The organism is Marivita sp. GX14005 (genome assembly GCF_023370775.1).
Classification (GTDB): Bacteria; Pseudomonadota; Alphaproteobacteria; order Rhodobacterales; family Rhodobacteraceae; genus Marivita.
In genome coordinates, this window is record NZ_JAMCCQ010000005.1 from 174,106 (window position 1) to 193,389 (window position 19,284).

A 19,284-nucleotide genomic window follows, 5' to 3' on the forward strand; every position below is an offset into this window, starting at 1 on the left:
TGCCGCTCGAAATTAGTAGGTAAACCAATGACGAGGCAAATTACGTCGTTAAAGAGGTGATCGTGATCGATATGAAATCCCCGGAAGCAATCCAGACCATCTTGGCATTCGTTGTGCCAGGCCTGCTCCTGATGTTCTTCCGGAGCCAGTTTCTCACCGGTCGTGGACAGAAGCACTCGGATGCACTCTTGAGCTACTTCGTCATCTCGGTCGTTTACCTTGCCGCGACCTTGCCGGCTTTCCAATGGATCAGCCAGAAGCAAACAGGGTGGGGTGTTGTCGGGTGGATCGTGCTCGTGTTCGGACTCCCTGCAATTATCGGCAGCCTTATAGGACTTGCCACCCGCAAAGAATTTACGCGCCAGCTTCTACGTCGCCTTCGCATCAACCCCGTCCATCCAATTGCCGCCGCCTGGGACTGGAAGTTTGGCGAGATGTCAGGCGCGTATGTGCTCGTCACCATCAAGAACGGCGGTCCCATTGCCGGATATTGCGGTGATGCGTCGTTCATCTCCTCCGATCCCGGAGAGCGCGATCTCTACCTCGAGAAGGTCTACGAGATCGATGCGGAGGGCACCTGGCAGGATGCGGGCCAGCGCAGTATGCTCATCAAGGCCGACGAAGTCCGGTTCGTCGAGTTCATCATTCCGCAACATGAAGAAGGACCGTCATATGGCGAAGAAACCGACAGCGACGCCAGTATCCCGACCCACGAAACCATCGTCGACCTACGTTGAGAACGGTTATCGCCCGAAACCGCAGGGTGGCCACCAGCCCACCACGGGAAGCGCACCGGGCAAGCCTCCGCGTGGCGGCAGCGTGGTCAAGAAATGAAGGTTGATAACGAGTAGGAGGCCGAGGTGGGCGTCGCAGAACGTTTCGAGAAATTTCACAACAACATCCTGCTGACCCAACAGCAGCATCAGGACGGTGCCGATCGACGGCAGAGCGTAGTCAAGGCTTTGAACAAGCACTATCGTGGCACATCATCCGGAACGGATAACTCCTTATTCGTAGGATCGCGCGGAAAGTTCACGAGCATCAGGCCGCCTCGCGACGTCGACGTTCTCTATGCCATGCCCTACGCGGTATACGAACGCTTCCAGAAGCGATCGGGCAATAGGCAGTCGGCACTCCTGCAGGAGGTCAAGAACGTTCTTCAGGCTGCGTTTTCGACCACGTCCTACATCAAGGGTGATGGTCCGGTCGTGAAGGTGCCGTTCTCGACCTTCAACGTCGAGTTGATACCAGCATTCCAGCTCGATAGTGGAAAATATTGGGTTTGCTTCACTAAGGACGGCGGGTCCTACGTGACCGCTGACTATATCGCTGAGAACGATGCCGTCAGGGCAAGCAATGACGACACCGATGGGCAGACTCGCGAACTCGTGCGGATGATGAAGAAGTGGCAAGAATACTGTTCCGTGCCGATCAGGTCATTCTGGATCGAGCTCATCGCTATTGAGTTCCTCAGAGGATGGGAACACAAGGGCAAAACTCGCCTCTATCACGATTACATGGTTCGAGACTTTCTTTCGTATCTCAAGAGCAAGCGTTTCGGATACGTGGCGGCTCCCGGAACGGGCGAGTTCATGAGCCTTGGGGATTCGTGGTATTCGAAGGCTGATAACGCTCATGGACGTGCGGTGAAGGCTTGCTCCCTTGAGACTTCCGACGTCGGTGCGGCCGGAGACGAGTGGCAGAAGATCTTCGGCGCCATCAGCATGCCGAGGATCCCATGACCGATCAACGCGTTCAGGAGCTCATCAAGGAATGCAAACGTCAGGAGGAATCCTGCGCGTATACGGCTGTCGGCCTCTACATCTGGGAGAAATGGTCTCGCTCCTGGAACACCGTTTTCATCGTCGCGCCGATCATTTTCGGCGGCTTCGCTTCCAGCGAGCTTCTCTTGGATATCCCCACTACATGGGCACCATACGTCGCGGCCGCTCTCGCTCTGCTTGCTGGATTTTTTCCCACGATCTACAAGGCACTGGGGATGGACATGCGGGTGAGTGAAATCGGCGCCTCAGCGACTGAGTTCACCAACATGCGCGACCGGTTTCGCCAAATGGCCGCAACCCACACGCAGACGAGTTTTGAGGAATTTCAACCGGCTTTTGAGCAGTTGATGGACAGGATGGACGCCGCTAGGTCGGCGTCACCCACCTTGCCGGAATGGTGCTTCAAGGAAGCACAGAAAAAACTCGACAGCGGCGACTACGCCTTCGCTGTGGACGACGAGAAAAGCGGGAAATAATGGAGAGCCGCTTGGCAGCCGCCAAACTGCTGACGCTTTGAGCAGACACCCATGAGATACCTGAGCATCAGACGCGAAATCGAAGGCAGCCTACCCACAGTGGCGGAACTCCTTCGCCAGAAGGACGAAAACGATGCTTTCCGCGCCATGAGCCAAGCAGACATCGAGATCGTCGAGGTTGGATACGATAACTGGAACGGCGGGACCGAGCTCTGGACTGTCTATCTTCGTGTCCCGGTCAGCGTGTTTGTGTCGATCGAGGATCGCCGGGACGAGATCGCCGGGATCATCTCGAAGAACCTCGAACTCGTTGCGGGAAAGGACAATGGATACTGGGTGAGCGCGGAGATCTCACCGACGCTCGCGCCACCCTCGGGGCGGCATGTGCCTGACGGGAATATAGACAAACGCACACGCGCCGCGATCCTTGACGAGATGCGTGCTAGGGAGACCGTCTGGCATGGCGCCTTGGATGAGATCGCTTTTCTCAGCCGAATCTTCGATCTGACCTCCCTGCCATCTCATGATAGCCGGTTCCAGAACGCAGAGCAGGACATCTGGCAGCACTGCATCAACAACTCTGACTGGTCACAAGACTGGCTCTACCGCGATCCGCGTTTCGGTCTCTATGCCGCTGATCAGAACATATGGACCTGTCGCGGTTTGGTGCCGCTCCTTTGGTAGCATAATGTGCAGCAAAGGAGACGAACTATGGGCACAGGAAGAACGGATGAATTCCGCAAGGATGCAGTGCGAATTGCGCTGACCAGCGGGCTAACACGGCGGCAAGTTGCGGATGATTTAGGCGTTGGGCTTTCGACGCTGAACAAGTGGGTGACAGCGCACCGCGCTACGGATGTGGTATCGCCCGAGGATCGCGAGCTTGCGCGGGAGAACGAACGACTTCGGCGCGAGAACCGTATCCTCAAGGAGGAGAGGGACATCCTAAAAAAAGCCACCCAGTTCTTCGCGAGCCAAAAGCCATGAGGTTCAGGTTCGTTGAAGAACAGTGCGGGGCCTTTCCGATCGACCGGCTGTGTCAGGTCATGAACGTCAGCCCGCGCGGGTTGCGGGCGTTCCGCAGCCGTCCGGCCAGCCACAGGCAGCGCATGGATATGATCGTTCTGGCGCACATCAAGGAACAGTCGCGTCTCAGCCTGGGTAGCTACGGCAGGCCCCGAATGACCGAAGAACTGAAGGAGGTCGGCATTGATGTGGGGCACCGCCGGGTTGGTCGCCTGATGCGCGAAAACGGGATTACCGTTGAGAGAACACGCAAGTTCAAGGCAACCACTGACAGCGATCACACGTTCAATATTGCGCCGAACCTGCTGGATCGCGACTTCCGTGCGACTGAGCCGAACCAGAAATGGGCAGGCGACATCAGCTACATCTGGACTCGCGAGGGGTGGCTATATCTGGCGGTCATCCTCGACCTGCATTCCCGGCGTGTCATTGGGTGGGCCGTCAGCAACCGGATGAAGCGCGACCTGGCGATCCGGGCGCTGAAAATGGCCATCGCCTTCCGGGCACCACCCAAGGGCTGCATCCATCACACCGACAGAGGTAGCCAATATTGTTCGCATGACTATCAGAAGATCCTGCGCGAACACGGCTTCCAGGTCTCGATGAGCGGGAAAGGCAATTGTTATGACAATGCGGCAGTCGAGACGTTCTTCAAAACCATCAAGGCTGAGCTGATCTGGCGCAGACCTTGGGTAACCCGGCGCCAGGCCGAGATGGCAATCTTCGAATACATCAACGGCTTCTATAATCCGCGACGACGCCACTCAGCACTGGGCTGGAAAAGCCCGGTCGCTTTTGAACGGAAGGTGGCTTAAACGAGCACTCGGAGCGGCACAAATACGCGACAGGTCCAATATTCATGAAGTTCATCTGCGAGGTTCTACATCCCATTGTCCGGAAAGACGACGCGGAGCAGGGCGCGCTCGCCCGGGCGTTCAATGGTCATCTGCGCGCCGACGGATGGGAACTCGTCGAGGACGCCATCATCGATGGCCGTCCGGCCTATGTGCCGCAACGCAAGGTTCACGCCCTGGGTGGATCGGTCCAGCGCATCAAGTCGGTGGCGGCCACCCTGAATTCGAACACGCTTTATGAGGACCTGCGGCGCCTCGAACGCATCGGCGACAGCGAGCCTGGTGAGGCGATCGCTTTGGCAAAGGAGATCGTGGAAAGCTGCTGCAAGCTCATCCTCGATGATCGGAAGGTTGTATATCCGGAAAAGGCAGAGATTCCTGAGCTTCTAAAGCTTCTCCGCAAGGAGATCAAGATCATGCCAGATGGGATCGATGAGAACGCGAAAGGCTCGAACGAAATCAGAGGCATCCTGACTAGCCTCGGGAACATCGCGCACTCGCTAGCTCCGCTCCGCAACGCCTATGGAAAAGGTCATGGCCGCGGGCGCGACTTCAAAGGATTACAGCCGCGCCATGCGCGTCTCGCGATTGGAGCGGCTAGCACATTCGTCGATTTCGTCTTGGATCGTCACCTTTCACAAATTTCCACAACAACAACATATGAATAAGTAACGAATCTCATGGCGTTATCGACAGAAAAAAACCAAGATTGAAACCCGTTTTTCGGGAACCCAAGTCTGTCGAAACACAAATTTCGATGTATTGCGCGGATGCCGTAGCCGGACGATTCTGGGCTCCTAACTCACCTCCCGCGCCATTGCCTCTGCCTGCTGGACCACGTGCTTGATCGCCTCGGCCTGCAGGTCCGGGGGAAACCCGTGCTTTTTGAGGATCCGCTTTACTGCGACGCGAATCTTCGTGCGGACGTTGTCCTTGCGCCACCAGTCGACAGACGCGCTGGCACGGACGGTGTTGACCAACTCGGCGGCGATGACGCGCAGTTCTTCGTTGCCCATCAGCTCCATCGCGCTTTCGGAGCGCGCCAGCGCATCGTAGAAAGCGGCTTCTTCCTGGGACAGGCCGTCTTCCGGTTCTTCGCGCAATTCGTGCGCCAGCTTCAACAGTTCCTGGATCACCTGGAGCGCGTCGATGCTGCGGTTGTGATAGCGGGCGATAGCTTCGGTCAGCCGCTTGGAAAAGGCGTCCTTCTTGGCAAGGTTAGTCCGGGTGCGCGAGGAAATCTCGCCATTCAGAAGACGGCGCAACGCTTCCACGGCGAGGTTCTTCTGCTCCATGCTCTGGATACCGAGCAGGAACGCCTCGTCCAGCACACCGATATCAGGGCGGTCCACGCCGCATTCTTTGAGGATGTCGATCACCTCGGTCGAACCGACCGCCTGGTTGATCAGTTGCGAGATCGCGAACTCGGTATTTTCGGCGCTGCGACCGGAGGCCGACGCCGCATCCAGCTTTCGGATGGCGGCCTGCACCGCGGCGAAAAAGCTGACCTCATCCTTGGTGTTTTCAGCCTCCGCGCTCCCGGAAGCGATGCGGAACGCGGTGATCAGCCGCGTGGCCGCCTTCATGAAGCGCTTTTTGCTGAGCGTGCGGTCGCCACCCTCTACGGGTTTTCCATCCTTGTCGAATACCGGCAAGGTCAGGGCGTGCTCGATCGCCACGGGCAGAATGTGGATCCGGTCCTGGGGCGTGCCATCGAGCGCGGACATGTAGTCAACGCCGTGGAACATGTCGCGCATGACGCCAAGTGCCGTCATCAGGGCGTCGATCGCCTCGCGCTGATCAACACCCGTGCGCTGCTGATCCGAGGCCGAATAATGCGCCAGCGCTTTCTTCAGGTCAGCGGCAAGGCCGATGTAATCGACCACAAGACCCGAGGGCTTGTCGCGGAACACGCGGTTGACGCGGGCGATGGCCTGCATCAGCCCGTGGCCCTTCATCGGCTTGTCGACATAAAGCGTGTGCATACAGGGCGCATCGAACCCGGTCAGCCACATATCCCGGACGATCACCAGCTTCAGCGGATCGGCCGGGTCGCGGTAGCGATTGCGCAGGGCCTCTTGCCGCGATTTCGAGCGAATATGCGGTTGGAACGCCGCCGGGTCCTGGGCCGATCCGGTCATGATGACCTTTACCGCGCCCTCGGTATCGTCCTGCGCATGCCAGTCGGGGCGGGCGGCGACGATGCGGGCGTAGACCTCGGTGCAGATCCGGCGGGACATGCAGACGATCATGGCCTTGCCGCCATCCATCGCCTCAAGCCGCGCGTCGAAATGGTTCAGGATATCGGCAACGACCGTGTTCAGCCGGTTGTCGGCGCCGACCAGCGCCTCAACCCGGCTCCAGCGACTTTTTAGGGCGGCAACAGACCGGTCGTCCATTTCGGAGCCACTGTCTTCGGCCTCATCCACGATACCGTCGAACTCGGCGTCGATCTGGTCCATGATCTCCTGATCTGTGGTGATCCGCGCGACCCGGCCCTCGTAATAGATGGGCACGGTCGCGCCGTCCTCGACCGCGCGGGTCACGTCGTAGATGTCGATGTAATCGCCGAACACGCCTTGCGTGTCGGCGCCGACCAGGGACACCGGCGTGCCGGTAAACCCGATATGCACGGCATTCGGCAAGGCCACGCGCAGGTGGTGGGCAAAACCATAGCGGGTCTCGCCGGTTTCTGCGTCGATCTTGGCCTCGAACCCATATTGCGAGCGGTGGGCCTCGTCGGCGAAGACGATCACGTTGTCGCGGTCGGTGAGCAGACCAAAGTCGTCCTCACCCTTGCCGGGACGGAATTTCTGGATCGTGGCGAAGATCACGCCGCCGACCTTGCGATCCAGCAGGCGTTTGAGATCCTCGATGCCCTCCGCCTGTTCCGGCTTTTCGCCGAACAGCGCGGCACAGCGCGAGAAAGTCGCAAACAGCTGGTTGTCCAGATCGTTCCTGTCGGTGATGATCACCAGCGTCGGGTTCTGCAGGCCCGGGTCGCGCATCAGCCGACCGCCGAGAAACGCCATCAGCAGCGATTTGCCCGATCCTTGCGTGTGCCACATCACTCCGCCGCGCCCATCGCGGCCGCGGGCGGCGAACACGGCGGCAACACCTTTGCGCACCGCGTGGAACTGGTGATAGCCGGCGATCTTCTTGATCGGGCCGCGCCCCTCGTCCTCGAAAACGGTGAACCAGCGGATCATCTGCAACAGGTTTGCCGGATCCAGCAAGCCCCGCGTCAGCACCTGCAACGCCAGCGCCGAGGTGTCCTCGATCACCGTTTCGCCATCCACCGTGCGCCAGCGCATGAAGCGGTCGAAATCGGCCGAGAGCGAGCCATAGCGCGCCGTCACCCCTTCGGAGATGACCGAGAAGGCATTGGTGCGGAACAGGTCGGGAATCTGCGCCTTGTAGGTGTCGATCTGGTTGAACGCGCCTTTCAGGGTGCCGGATTCCGTCCCCTTCAGCTCGATCACCACCACCGGCAGGCCGTTCAGGAACAGCACGATATCGGGGCGGCGCAGGGATTTGCCCGCCACCTCGAACTGGCTGACGGCCAGCCAGTCGTTCTGCGCGTTGTCCCAGTCGATCAGGCGGGCCAGATCGCTGCGCTCCTCGCCATTCTCAACCCATGTGACCTTGACGCCGCCCACCAGCGCCTCGTGAATGCGGCGGTTTTCCGAGATCAGATCGCCGGCAAAGATGGTATCGCGCAGGGCGTTGACGGCGGTTTGAACGGCGCTGTCGGGCAGATGCGGGTTGAGGCGACGAATGGCATCCGTCAGACGCGGCAAGAGCAGCGTGTCACGATAGCTTTGCCGCAGGGACGGGATGGCGTCGGGATCGGTGGCCGCACCGGGAAGGTGGGTAAAGCCAAGGGCGGTCAGTTCGCCCAGGGTCCAGAGTTCCAGATCCGCTTCGGATGCATAGGCCATCAGGCGACCTCTTCGACAAGGTCACGGGCCGCGCCCACGCGCAATTCGCCCGACATCAGGCGGGGCAGAAGCGTGTCGCGCAGGGCGGCGAGGGTTTGGTTTTCGTGAATTGTTGCGACGATGTGTTCTCGCCATGGCTTCGTGATATCTTCATATACCGAAACAAGGGCCACAGGCGGCAGCGCAATTTCAAAAGAACTCATGTCGGTCCAGTTTGTTCGGGGCATTCGCGTTCCGGATGACCCAGCATTGGTATGTTCCACGAAAGCGTCAGACGAGATTACTGCCAGAACAAGCCCAGCCCATTCACCAGATGTGGGACGAACCACGATTATGTCCGTTGAGCAGATTCCATCGACTGGAGAAATGCCGACCTTGTGGAAATACGGTCGCAGTTTACCGAAGAGAAAGTCGCCACACGACATTCCTGATTTCTGGCTTCCGACATCACCCGCATATCCCCATTCAGGCAAGGCGACCGAACGCTTTGGCATGTGTTCCAACCCGATATAGGGTGTTTCGGGGTCTATATGCGACGGCTTGACTCCAGTTCTCGGGTTTTCTGCAACATCTGCAAGTGTCCCGGTCGTCCATCCCTCCGGCAGCCCGTTATCATCGAAGCCATCGGGAAAGAGGGCGGCGGTGGCGGGGCCCATGTGGGCGGGGGCGCGGCCTTCGAGCTTGGCCCAGACCGGATCGAAATCCACGAACCACGAGTGATACAGCGCCCGCGCCATCGCCTCCAGCGTGGCACTCGTCTTGCGGTTCACCTCGATCTTGTCATCGATGACATCAAGCACCTCCGTGATTGCGTTCTGCTCCTCCAGAGAAGGCAGCTCAATCTGGATCTCTTTAAGGTTCGATGTGGGTCGCGAAATAGAAGGGACCCCCACCTGAGATGCATGCACCATCAAACGATGCTTTCCTACAGGGGCATGGAACCAACGCGTAATAAAAGCGGGATTTGCTTTCTCTCGATCAATCCGAAGATAAAATTGCCGTTGAGAAATCACATATCGTTTGTATGACGCATCATCGGGAATCAATGCAACTTGACCGATTGTTCCCGCATGAGTGAAAATGATATCTCCAGGAAAGACGTTGGAATTTCGCAACTTCTGCGCATGCGCTTCAGTGATGAAATTAAATCCTGACGACTCGTCGAGGCGTGTGCCGTGAAGATGCTGCCCGCTGATGATGGGAATACCGTTTTCGACAAATGTGGATACCTTGATGTTCGATCCAAACGGACCCATAGCGATTTTATCTGCTATGTCCGCAATAGCTACAACGTGCCTGCCCATCATTCCAAAGCCCCCAGTCGCGCCTCGATCTCGGCCTCCAGCCGCCGCCCTTCCGCGAAATGCCCGCGCAGCTCGCCCATCAGTCGGGTGAACTTTTCCTCGAAGACCTCCCCGTCCGCCTCGACCGCGCCCGCGCCGACATAGCGGCCGGGGGTCAGGACGAAATTGTGCCGCGCGATCTCCTCGACCGAGGCCGAGGCGCAAAAGCCGGGCTCGTCGGCATAGGCATCCTCGCCCAGCTCGCCGCGCCAGGCGTGGTAGGTGCCGGCGATCTTGCCGATCTCGTCCCCCGACAGTTCCTTTTGCTTGCGCGATCCGGGCACCAGCGCGCCCATCTTGCGCGCATCGATGAACAGCACCTCGCCGCGCCGGTCGCGCAAGGCACGGCCCGCGGCGTGGCCGTTGGATTTGTCCTTGGCCAGGATCCACAGGCAGGCCGGAATCTGCGTGCCGAAGAACAGCTGCGTCGGCAACGCGACCATGGCATCGACCGCGCCATTCTCGACCATTGCGCGGCGGATATCGCCTTCGCCCGATTGCATCGACGACATGGAGCCGTTGGCCAGCACAACGCCCGCGATCCCGTTCGCCGACAGGTGGTGGTGGATATGCGACAGCCAGGCAAAGTTGGCATTGCCGACGGGCGGCGTGCCGAAACGCCAGCGGCTATCCTCGCGCAGGCGCTCCCCCTCCCAGTCCGAGACGTTGAAGGGCGGATTGGCAAGGATGAATTCGAACCGCTCATCCGGGAAGGCATCGCGCACCAGCGTGCCCTCGTGGTTCCACGCGATGTTGCCGAAGATGCGGCGCATGGCAAGGTTGATCCGGGCGAGCTTGTAGGTGGTCGGGTTGCTTTCCTGACCGTAGACCGTGATGTCATCGACGCGGCCCTGATGCGCATGGATGAACTTTTCCGACTGCACAAAGAATCCGCCGGTGCCGCAGCAGGGGTCATAGACCCGGCCCGAAATCGGCTCCAGCATCTCGACGAGCACCGAGACGATGGATTTCGGGGTGTAGAACTCGCCGCCGCGCTTGCCCTCGCTGCTGGCGAATTCGCCGATGAAATATTCATAGACCCGCCCGATCAGGTCGAAATCATGGGTGCTGCCATCGAGGACCAAATCGTTCGTGAACAGCTCGATCAGGCCCGCCACGATATCGCGACTGAGTTCGGCGCGCCCATATACCTTCGGCAAGGCGTCCTTGAGCGTGTCGTTGACCCGCTCGATCTCGCGCATGGCGTTGTCGACCTGAACGCCGATATCGGCGGATTTCGCGTTTTCTGCCAGGTGATCCCAGCGGGCGGTATCCGGCACCCAGAACACGTTCTCGGCGGCGTATTCCTCGGGATCATCCGCATCGGCCAGATCGTCGGCCATCAGCTCCGCGCGCTTGGCCTCATAGGCGGCCGAGACATAGCGCAGGAAGAGCAGGCCGAGGGCGACGTATTTGTATTCGCCCGGATCCATCTTGCCGCGCATCTTGTCAGCAGCCGCAAAGAGGGTCTTTTCGATTTCTTTCGTCATACCGGCCTCGCGGTTAATTACGTGATAAAGCCGGTAAAACGCGGTCACTTATCTTATGGTTGTATCTTAGGGAGGCGTAAGAGGTCTGGCAACGCAGGAGGCGCGGCTTTCTGTGGATTATCAGGGGTGTTGAAGGACGTTCCCGGAGGTCTGCACCGGCCCTCGATAAAGGACCGGCGCAAATTCACTGGTAGAGCGGTGCTGCGGGCACGTTCAGCGTATCCGCCAACATGCCGATCTGGCGCAGGCTGATCCCTTCCGACCGGTGCGACATCTTCTCGATGAACACGCGACAGCGGTCCCGGCCCGCCTCATCCTCGCAATCCGCCGTCAGCCGATCGAAATGCCGGATGGCATCGACCGCCGACAGCTTCGGCAGGATGAACAAGCGCGACCGGTCGCGCAGCGGCGCCGGAATGCGGTCCACGTCGTTGGCGGTCATGATCCAAACAACCCTGCTCATGTCGAAGGCGATCCGGTGGAATGGGCATTCGAAATGCCGCGCCGTGCCGGTCTCCAGCATCTGCAACAGGGAGGTCACGATACTGGTCGAGCTGCCCCGCGTGCTTCGTGCGATGCCGGCCTTGTCGATCTCGTCCACGATCATCAGCGGATTGGCCACCTTCCGCGCAAGGATGGTCTCGACCGGAACGCCGGGTTGTTCGGTTCCCCAGCCCTTCTCGGTCCCGGAGATCCGGAATCCGGCCGACCCGCCGCCAACATCGATCATCCGGACAGGGGTGCCCGCGAGGTCTGCCAGCTTCCGCGCGTAGTGCGATTTGCCGATGCCGGGCGGACCGGCGAGGATGACGGGGGGCAATGCGAAGCCGCGCCCGCCCCCTGCGACATGCCGGAGCATCTGCTGCATGATCCACGTCGAGACGTCCCGCATCCAGCCACTTTCGGCATGCAGGGCTGCCGCAAGCACGTGGACGTCATTGGCGGTCGCCGGACCTGACAACCTGGCACCTTCACGTGCCAGAGCGGTGAGCGCCGGCCGCAGCTCGGTCTTGACCGATGACAGGCCTGCTTCGCGGAGGCGACGCTTGTGGGCATCCGCGGCGAGGTTCTTGGCTTTACGTTGCATGGAGATGTCAAGCATCGACTTACGATTGTATCCGTAGATGTTGCGCCGCATCGTGGTCCAGAACGCCAGGAACTGCGCTTCCATGTCGTCAAGGCGTGGCACGTCCAGCATGCACGGCAGCACGGGCATGCGATCATTGAAGGAGCTAGTCATCGCGATGCCGCCCCCGATCCGGTGGTGTCCGAACACCTGCTTCGGAGTGGATGGCGACGGAATGGTTTGCGGGTCTGATACGGGTCATGATGGTCTCCTGTAATTGAAATACCGGGGAAGACCGCGGGCAGAGACCCGGCCAGAATGGCGTCAGTGCTGCTCGAGAAAAAAGACAGAAGTGACCGGCCCCCGGGAGGGGTTCAAATCGCGCGAGTAGCGCGTTGAATATGCCGGATACTGTGTGTCATGGCAGGAGGGCCTTTAGCTCAACGTCGCTGAGATGTCAAAGCGAAACTGAAGAGTCTGATCATCAAGGCATTGATAATAATAACGAAAGGCGGACCGGTTTTCCTTTCGGCAGGAGCGGGCCGCCATCGCAGCGGGTCGCATCGGACGCATGTTCGGTGCGATGCCCGCCGAAGGTTCCGCCGAAGATTCGGTGAGCGTGCCTGCACGTGAGGCCGTGACGCGAAGCCCATGCCGATCAGTGATTCGTTTTCACCTTCTTTCATCTAGAAAAAACCGGTGTTGGTTCCGCCATGAAAGGGGATGTGAAGTGGCTTTCAGGTGATTTACGCTGGATGCTCGCGACGAAAATCCTCAATGGTGAAAGCGAAAAAAATGGGAATCGAAAAATTTTGTCGATTCTTTTGAATCGGATTCGACTCGAAATCGTGGATCTACTATGCTGCGAGTGTCATCGGAGACGGCACATTTCCAGGAAACCGGGACGTGATTAGAGCCCGGCGGGTATAGGACATCATCCGAGTTAAAATATGGGAGAGTCGAGACATTTCGGCAGAGGCTCCCACCCCTTGAGCCAGGCCCGTGCAGCCAAAACGGCAAAAGGTCCATCGATACACTTCCAGTCGTCGGGCTTTTGCACGTGCTCTATCTGCTTTTCCATACGTGTTCCGTCACGGGTGATTTGCCCGGAGTGAACCCTTCGGCCGGAGACCTCCGGTCAGAACCGCATGCAGCATTGCATGCGGACATTCGGCATGGCGCATCGGCGCGTCCTCACCGTGGAACAAGGCATCGCTGGTTCGTGCCCGAAGTGCTGAATTCCGGAAAAATGGCAGCCTACGAAAAAATCAAAAAACACCAAAAATATCAATGTGTTGACTCGAATCACGGTGTCTGCACATTCGTAGCAAGCCTATCAAATGCGGTTTGTTCCGGCGCGTTCTTTCTCGCGCCAGCAAGAACCATGAACAAGATGAGGGGAGGGCCAGAATGACGTAGCAAACACACAAAAGCCCAGACCTTGCCGGGTCCGGGCTCTGTATCTCAACATTGGCTGAGAGATCTTCTTTTGCTGGGTCCTGATACCCGAAGTCTCCAGTCCAGTCAAACGAAAACCACCGGGGCCTTGGCCGCCGGTCCGAAAACCATGGACTGAACAAATGACCTATAACGTCCAGAACGAATGCACCGCCGGGACGGGCACGATCCAGATGGCGGAACATTCGGATGTGCATCAGATGACCGCCTTGGCGTCTGGACCATTCCAGGCTCCAAAGCCGAGTCGCGCGATGCGTAAGATCGCCCGGAAAACCTCGAACCAAGTCGTAGGTGAGCTGACCTTCGGGGAGGAACTGGGGCGGGGCCAGACACTCGCGTTTGAAAGCAAGTTGGAGCATGATGTCGCCCTTCTGACCATCTACAGGCCCGGCGTGATCGACGTCTGCGAACAGGTGGAGGTTCCGTTTGTCAAATCGAACGGAAAAATCGGACGGCACTTCATCGATTTCATTGCGACGGAAGCATCCGGGCGCCGGACCGCCATTCTTGTGAAAAGGTCGGACAGGGCAATCCGTGCCGGCTTTCTGGATGAAGCTGCGCGGGTCGCGCACGCCGCCATTCCTCACATCGCGCATCGAGTCGTCATCGCGACCGAGAAGATCATCGAACGGGACATGCTCGTCCGGGCTGAGCAGTATCACGCCTCTCGCTTCGCGCAGCCGATTATTGACCGGCAGCTTGCGGCGGCCGCGCAAGAACTCGTCGATCCGACCACCATCAGTGGGTTTCTCGCGATGGCCGGACTGGGTTGTGAGGGTTTCCACGGCGTGATCCGTATGGTGCGGTTTCAGAAGCTTGAAGCACTTCACACGGGTTTGCTGACGCTTTCCTCGCCCGTGCGCCCGGTTGAGGCGACTTCATGAAACTGTATTCGGACCATACATCAATGCAACTGGCTGAGGGCACGGAAATCCTGATGGGGCACCGTCTCGGGGAGGTATACCGTTCTTCGGTTTCGGTCTGCGAACTGATCTGGAAGGAGAGCTTCGATCCGGATACCGGTGAGATCATCCCGGCCATTTCGGACAAGTTGTCGGGCCAGGAGATCATCGATGCCCTGACACGGGGATCCTTGAAGATTGTGTCGTTGCCCGAAAATTTGGGCGTCAAACCGCCCGAGATTGCGGCGGCTGCCGGACCCCGCCCAGCGGAAACTCTTCGGGCACAATGGCGCAGCTCGTATATCTCCGCGGCGCAGACCCTCATTGAAGAACAGATACTTCTGCCTTTTCGCGCGGACTTTGAAAGGAAAATCGCGGAAATTGTCAGGGTCGGGCTGGCGAATGAGATGAGACGCAAAAGGCGGTCTGGAAAGCCAATTAGAGCAGGGCAGCCTACATCCTTTTCCCAGCCTCCGAAATCAGGAAAGACGATCTTCCTTTGGTGGAAAAGATTCAAAGAACTTGGAGCAGCTGGCGCATTTGATCGATACCGTGACTGTGGGAACAGGCTGAGCCGTTTCAGCGACGAATTGCTGTTGATCATGCGTGAGGTTGTCGCGCTGCGCTTGACAGAAGAAAGACCCTCCATCGCGAGTATCGTGGACTCGGTTCGAGCCCGCGTCCGCGTAGAGAACAGGCGTTTGACGTCATGTGATCCTCATGCAGAAACGCTGCTTGTTCCCGGGTATCAAGCGATATGGTCGTTGATCGAGTCGATGGCTCCGATGGACCACAAGGTGCGCACACGCGGCATGGAGGTTGCATATCGTGACCTTCATACCCTTGGTCAAGGCCTTCAAATTTCACGGGCCCTTCAGAGAGTTGAGCTGGACGAATATACCGTCGACCTGATGGTATTCATGCGTTTGCTGGATTTGGAGAAGCTCCTGACGCCCAGTGAGAAGATCGCGCTTTGCCTGACCGGAGAGCCGAAAAGGCTGATCCTCTCGGCGGCCATTGATGTTTACAGCGGCGCGATCGTCGCGATGCAGATCGCCGCTGAAGGGTCGATGAACCTGACTGTGAAGACTATTGAGATGATCTACTGCGATAAGCAGCGGATCGCGGACGCCGTCGGCGCAGTAAACCCGTGGCCCATGCATGGGCACCCCCAGACACTGGCTCTGGACCGCGCGGTGGTCAACATGAGTGACGAGATCTACACGCGTTTGGCAGCGGCCGGCATCACGAATTTCGCGGTGCCGGCTGGCAAGCCCTTTCTCAAGCCGTGGATTGAACGGTTCTTTGCGACGCTTGGCGCGATGTTCCTGCAGCAGTTCACCGGCAGAACATTCTCCGACGTCGTCAGCAAGGGCGAAAACGATCCGGCGAAACGGGCAACGCTGACCCTCGAAGAGTTCCTCAATTGGCTCGTGCGATGGATCGTTGACGTCCATCATACGCGAAAACCGGAGACCTTGGGCCGCAGTGCTCCCCTTTATGAATGGGAGCGGGCCGTCGCCGAAGTTCCACCGGTAATTCTGAACGATGAATCGCGCCTGCGCCGGGCATTCGGTGATCGCCTTGAGCGGCTTGTGACGCGGAAGGGAGTGGAGGTGAAAGGCATCCACTATATTGCCCCCGAGATTTCTGAGTGGTTCCTGAACGAAGCGGAGCGTGAGTTGGAAGTCTGGTGGTGGCACCAGAAGATCGGTCGCGTAGAAGTCCTGCTGCCAAACGGGAAGTGGGTCACCGCCCATTCCAAGGACGATCAATGGGCCGACAAGTCCTATGCCGACCTTGCTGTCCTTATTGAACAGGGTAAAGCCGAGCGTCTTCAAGGGCAGGAGGTGCGCGACGATTATCGTGTGGCCGCAGACGCGCGCACGGCAGAGCTTGCCGGACTGAAAGGACTGCTTCCCCTCCCGCTCAATGAAAAGCAACGAGCCGCACGAACAGATGATTTCATGCGGTATACGCGCTTCCGCGAGAATGATCTCGCCCCGGCTCCGGACCTTTTCGATGGGGCGGTCACACCGTTCGATGGACATGCCGCGACCCATGAAAGCGATAATACCGACCAAGATGATCGGTCCAAACCTTCAGACCCAGGAGACATCATGGAATGACCAAGCAACCAAAATTCAGCGATAGCGGCCCGGGCGCTTCGCACCTCAGCCTTCCGGTAGATCCCGATGACCCATCAGCCTGCATCGCTTGGCTGCGTGAGAGATATATGAAAAACCCTCGTGATCAGCTCTTCGAGAGCGCACTCGAAGAAATTCTCGAGACAGACAAGAATGGTCGGCTGACCGCCGTTCCACAGAGAATAGGCTTGGTGAAGGAAACGCGCGGAGTGTTGGTTACCGGCCAGACCGGTGCCGGCAAGACTGCTTTGATCCGTCGTAACCTGATACGACATGACGGTATCGGCCTGACGGATGGTATCGGACCCGGAAACGCGCTTTACCTTCGCGTTCCCGCCGAGGCGACCCTGAAAGGAGTGGCTGCAAAAATTCTTACTGAAACCGGATATGACAAGTTCAACCCGCGATTGAACACCATGGAGTTGTGGGAGATGGCTGTCAGGCGGTTCGCCGTCCGGGATATCTCGATACTTTGGATCGACGAGGCCCACCACATGCTGGAGATTACAAAGGAGGTGACCGCCGTTCTGCGGCGTCTGAAATCCCTTATGCAGGGAGAGAAGAGCCTCGCACTGATCATCTCGGGTATCCATAAGCTGGACGAGAAGGTTCGCACCGATGGGGAGACCAGCGAGCGTTTTACTCGCGTCCAGCTGGGGCCAATCCGCACCGATCAGGAGCGCGAAGACTTGCGTCGGTTCGTCGATCTGTGTTGCTCGCACGTGAAGATTGCACCGATTGAGGACCCTGATTTCGTCGGGCGCCTGGAGTTTGCGACCCACGGAAGCATCGGGCGGTCTATCGAGTTCTGCCATTCGGCAATCCTGCGCGCGCTTCGTCGCGGCGACGGTCAGTTGACGTTGGCGGACTTTCGTCAGGGCCTCGAGCTCAAGCGCGGCTTTCCCGATGTCGGACCGTTCGACCCTGAGGACTGGCCTCGGCTGAAGGAGAGTCTCGAAAGCAGGGGGTGGATGGCATGATCGGCAATCTCTCCCCACATCTTCCCTTTGACGATGCTGAGACCACCGAGTCTTATCTGCGCCGACTGAGCCAGTTCCACACGGGACGGTGTCGTCGCGCTTTGCTGGCGGATCTCGACATCAACCTCCGCGATTTTTCATCTGGAACGGAGGACGCGCTTTCGAATCTGGCTGCGGCGACCGGAGTTGCGGCAAGGAAACTGGAAGAAGGGATGTTCCTGTTCAGGCCGAGATACAGGGAGTTCCGTGGCGAGGTCCTTAGCATCGAATTCCTCCGTCCCGAAGGATCGGTGATTTGCACGGAGTGCATCGAGGAGGATGCAAAGGAAGGGAAATCCTGGCTCATGAAGGAGCGTATTCTGTGGCGGCTGCGACCAATGCAGACATGCCCGATACACGACCAGAGGCTGGTCTCCCCGACCTCTGCTGGGACGGGCATGGAAATCTTCGACATGTTCGCCTTGGTTGGCGAAAGTTGCCAGTTGGAGCCCGAGCTGCAAGTCTCGACAGCCCTGGAAATGAGTATCTCGCACCGGGTAAGCGGCAATCACACATACGCGGGATCATGGCTTGATAGTCAGACGATGGAGCAGGGGGTCAAGGCCTGCGAAATGATCGGTGCCACCCTTACGCACGGGCTGAAATTCAACACCAAGGCCTTGTCTCCCGAGGAGTGGCGGCAGGCAGGAGAAACAGGATTTTCCATCGCACGCAACGGCGCGGAAGCCGTGAACGACGCCATTTCGCAGATCGCTGCGATGTCAACGACGACGGCAGGGCAAGCCGGTCCGAGGGCGGTCTACGGGCGTCTGTATGAATGGCTTGCTTACAATTCGCCGATTCCGGATCCCGGGCCGATACGGGATCTTTTGCGCGAGAACATTCTGGATACACTGGTTGTCGAACCCGACGAGGTTTTGCTCGGTAAGAGGGTGAAGGCCCGTCGTCTGCACTCGGTCTACAGCCTTTCGATCGCGACCCGCCTTCATCAAAAGAGGTTGAGAAAGATCCTCGTTCAGGCAGGTATGGCCGATCATGAAAGCTGGGACTTGGCCGCGCACCGTCTGGTGTTTCCGGTCGAGGCGGCCGAGCAACTCTGCGCGGATATCGTCGATAGCGTATCATTGCACCGGTTGCCCGAGCAGATCGGTTGCTCTCGGACCCAAGCCGAAAGCTTGTATCGCGAAGGGGTCATTCGTGCGGTAATCGAGCCTGACGCCGCCTACGGAATTGGTAAATTGGCATTTGCTCGCCGCGAGATCGACGCGTTTCTGAAACAGATCGAAGCCCTTCCCGAAGCGCAAGCTGGGCTGCCCGACCTGATCGATATCAGCAGTGCGACCAAGAGAACCGGATGCAGCACCGGAGACCTGATGGCCCGGACTCTATCAGGCGGACTGGCTGCTGTTCGTGAAGGTCGCCGTGTAGCGGTGAGCAGCATTCGATTTATCCTCACTGACCTGGAGCCCTTGAGGATGCGCCTTCCTCGTTCGGTTGAACAAACCGCCTGACAAAACCTTCAAAACACCTTGCAAATTAATCCGCTTCGGCGGATTTTTTTTGTGGATCGCAGTGTTTTCCCGTCTTCGGGACAACCTTTGCTACCAATACGGACAACCTTTGATCGGGCGGTAAAGCCAACATATTGATTTATAAGAAATTTATACTGCAATCCGGAGCAACTATGCCCGGAGGGACAGTTTACATGTGAACGGAAAGGGGGCGCTTTGCGGCGCCCCTTTTTGCGTCGGGACGGGAAACCGTGGCGGGGGCCGGATCGTTGATTGCCAGAGCTCACATATCGGAAGGACCGCAGA

14 protein-coding genes are annotated in these 19,284 nt (G+C 58.5%); 10 read left to right on the forward strand and 4 right to left on the reverse strand.

Annotation, left to right across the window (positions count from 1 at the left end):
• The first annotated feature begins 71 nt into the window (after positions 1-71).
• From M3465_RS14765 to M3465_RS14790, 6 genes are all read left to right on the forward strand, one after another.
• Positions 72-737 carry a DUF6338 family protein gene (locus tag M3465_RS14765; protein ID WP_249502735.1) on the forward strand — a complete coding sequence of 222 codons (666 nt, stop codon included), beginning with the start codon at positions 72-74 and terminating at the stop codon, positions 735-737.
• A 123-nt stretch (positions 738-860) separates the two neighbouring features.
• Positions 861-1,742, forward strand: coding sequence for an SMODS domain-containing nucleotidyltransferase (locus M3465_RS14770; RefSeq protein ID WP_249502541.1), 882 nt, complete (start codon positions 861-863; stop codon positions 1,740-1,742).
• Positions 1,739-2,260, forward strand: a complete 522-nt coding sequence (locus M3465_RS14775; protein WP_249502542.1) for an SLATT domain-containing protein — start codon at positions 1,739-1,741, stop codon at positions 2,258-2,260. The genes M3465_RS14770 and M3465_RS14775 overlap by 4 nt, the downstream gene beginning before the upstream one ends.
• A 51-nt stretch (positions 2,261-2,311) precedes the next feature.
• Positions 2,312-2,944 (forward strand): AbiJ-related protein, encoded by a 633-nt coding sequence (locus M3465_RS14780; protein WP_249502543.1) that lies wholly within the window; start codon positions 2,312-2,314, stop codon positions 2,942-2,944.
• A 27-nt stretch (positions 2,945-2,971) separates the two neighbouring features.
• A protein-coding gene (locus M3465_RS14785) for an IS3 family transposase (RefSeq protein ID WP_249502544.1) occupies positions 2,972-4,101 on the forward strand; the annotation gives its coding sequence in 2 pieces (ribosomal slippage) (positions 2,972-3,206 and positions 3,206-4,101; 1,131 coding nt in all).
• A 44-nt stretch (positions 4,102-4,145) separates the two neighbouring features.
• On the forward strand, positions 4,146-4,808 hold the full coding sequence (locus tag M3465_RS14790) for an abortive infection family protein (RefSeq protein ID WP_249502545.1): 663 nt from the start codon (positions 4,146-4,148) through the stop codon (positions 4,806-4,808).
• Between the two features lie 129 nt (positions 4,809-4,937).
• Here M3465_RS14790 and M3465_RS14795 read toward each other — a convergent pair whose 3' ends face one another.
• The 4 genes from M3465_RS14795 to M3465_RS14810 form a co-directional block, all read right to left on the reverse strand.
• The gene (locus M3465_RS14795) at positions 4,938-8,081 is read right to left on the reverse strand and encodes a type I restriction endonuclease subunit R (RefSeq protein ID WP_249502546.1); all 3,144 of its coding nucleotides are present in this window, start codon (positions 8,079-8,081) and stop codon (positions 4,938-4,940) included.
• Complete coding sequence (locus M3465_RS14800) at positions 8,081-9,388, reverse strand: restriction endonuclease subunit S (protein ID WP_249502547.1); 1,308 nt, start codon at positions 9,386-9,388, stop codon at positions 8,081-8,083. Before M3465_RS14800 ends, M3465_RS14795 begins: the two co-directional genes overlap by 1 nt.
• Positions 9,385-10,914, reverse strand: coding sequence for a type I restriction-modification system subunit M (locus tag M3465_RS14805; protein ID WP_249502548.1), 1,530 nt, complete (start codon positions 10,912-10,914; stop codon positions 9,385-9,387). Before M3465_RS14805 ends, M3465_RS14800 begins: the two co-directional genes overlap by 4 nt.
• Positions 10,915-11,098: 184 nt before the next feature.
• The gene (locus M3465_RS14810) at positions 11,099-12,130 is read right to left on the reverse strand and encodes an AAA family ATPase (RefSeq protein ID WP_249502549.1); all 1,032 of its coding nucleotides are present in this window, start codon (positions 12,128-12,130) and stop codon (positions 11,099-11,101) included.
• 1,430 nt (positions 12,131-13,560) lie between these two features.
• Here M3465_RS14810 and M3465_RS14815 point away from each other — a divergent pair.
• Genes M3465_RS14815 through M3465_RS14830 form a run of 4 tightly spaced genes read left to right on the forward strand, consistent with a single transcriptional unit; the run spans position 13,561 to position 18,978 of the window.
• A complete protein-coding gene (locus tag M3465_RS14815; protein WP_249502550.1) occupies positions 13,561-14,322 on the forward strand; it encodes a hypothetical protein in 762 nt (253 codons plus the stop codon).
• Positions 14,319-16,469: a TnsB C-terminal domain-containing protein gene (locus tag M3465_RS14820; RefSeq protein WP_249502551.1), complete on the forward strand. Its 2,151-nt coding sequence runs from the start codon at positions 14,319-14,321 to the stop codon at positions 16,467-16,469. Before M3465_RS14815 ends, M3465_RS14820 begins: the two co-directional genes overlap by 4 nt.
• Positions 16,466-17,467 carry a TniB family NTP-binding protein gene (locus tag M3465_RS14825; RefSeq protein WP_249502552.1) on the forward strand — a complete coding sequence of 334 codons (1,002 nt, stop codon included), beginning with the start codon at positions 16,466-16,468 and terminating at the stop codon, positions 17,465-17,467. The genes M3465_RS14820 and M3465_RS14825 overlap by 4 nt, the downstream gene beginning before the upstream one ends.
• Entirely contained in the window at positions 17,464-18,978 is a 1,515-nt protein-coding gene (locus M3465_RS14830) for a TniQ family protein (protein WP_249502553.1), read from the forward strand. Before M3465_RS14825 ends, M3465_RS14830 begins: the two co-directional genes overlap by 4 nt.
• The last annotated feature ends 306 nt before the right edge of the window (positions 18,979-19,284 follow it).

What these genes read in the sequence shown, in the direction of transcription:
- M3465_RS14825 (WP_249502552.1), top strand. Translation starts at nt 16,466, where the DNA reads ATGACCAAGCAACCAAAATTCAGCGATAGCGGCCCGGGCGCTTCGCAC.
- M3465_RS14805 (WP_249502548.1), bottom strand. Translation starts at nt 10,914, where the DNA reads ATGACGAAAGAAATCGAAAAGACCCTCTTTGCGGCTGCTGACAAGATG.
- M3465_RS14780 (WP_249502543.1), top strand. Translation starts at nt 2,312, where the DNA reads ATGAGATACCTGAGCATCAGACGCGAAATCGAAGGCAGCCTACCCACA.
- M3465_RS14790 (WP_249502545.1), top strand. Translation starts at nt 4,146, where the DNA reads ATGAAGTTCATCTGCGAGGTTCTACATCCCATTGTCCGGAAAGACGAC.
- M3465_RS14810 (WP_249502549.1), bottom strand. Translation starts at nt 12,130, where the DNA reads ATGCCCGTGCTGCCGTGCATGCTGGACGTGCCACGCCTTGACGACATG.
- M3465_RS14795 (WP_249502546.1), bottom strand. Translation starts at nt 8,081, where the DNA reads ATGGCCTATGCATCCGAAGCGGATCTGGAACTCTGGACCCTGGGCGAA.
- M3465_RS14800 (WP_249502547.1), bottom strand. Translation starts at nt 9,388, where the DNA reads ATGATGGGCAGGCACGTTGTAGCTATTGCGGACATAGCAGATAAAATC.
- M3465_RS14820 (WP_249502551.1), top strand. Translation starts at nt 14,319, where the DNA reads ATGAAACTGTATTCGGACCATACATCAATGCAACTGGCTGAGGGCACG.
- M3465_RS14830 (WP_249502553.1), top strand. Translation starts at nt 17,464, where the DNA reads ATGATCGGCAATCTCTCCCCACATCTTCCCTTTGACGATGCTGAGACC.
- M3465_RS14775 (WP_249502542.1), top strand. Translation starts at nt 1,739, where the DNA reads ATGACCGATCAACGCGTTCAGGAGCTCATCAAGGAATGCAAACGTCAG.
- M3465_RS14765 (WP_249502735.1), top strand. Translation starts at nt 72, where the DNA reads ATGAAATCCCCGGAAGCAATCCAGACCATCTTGGCATTCGTTGTGCCA.
- M3465_RS14815 (WP_249502550.1), top strand. Translation starts at nt 13,561, where the DNA reads ATGACCTATAACGTCCAGAACGAATGCACCGCCGGGACGGGCACGATC.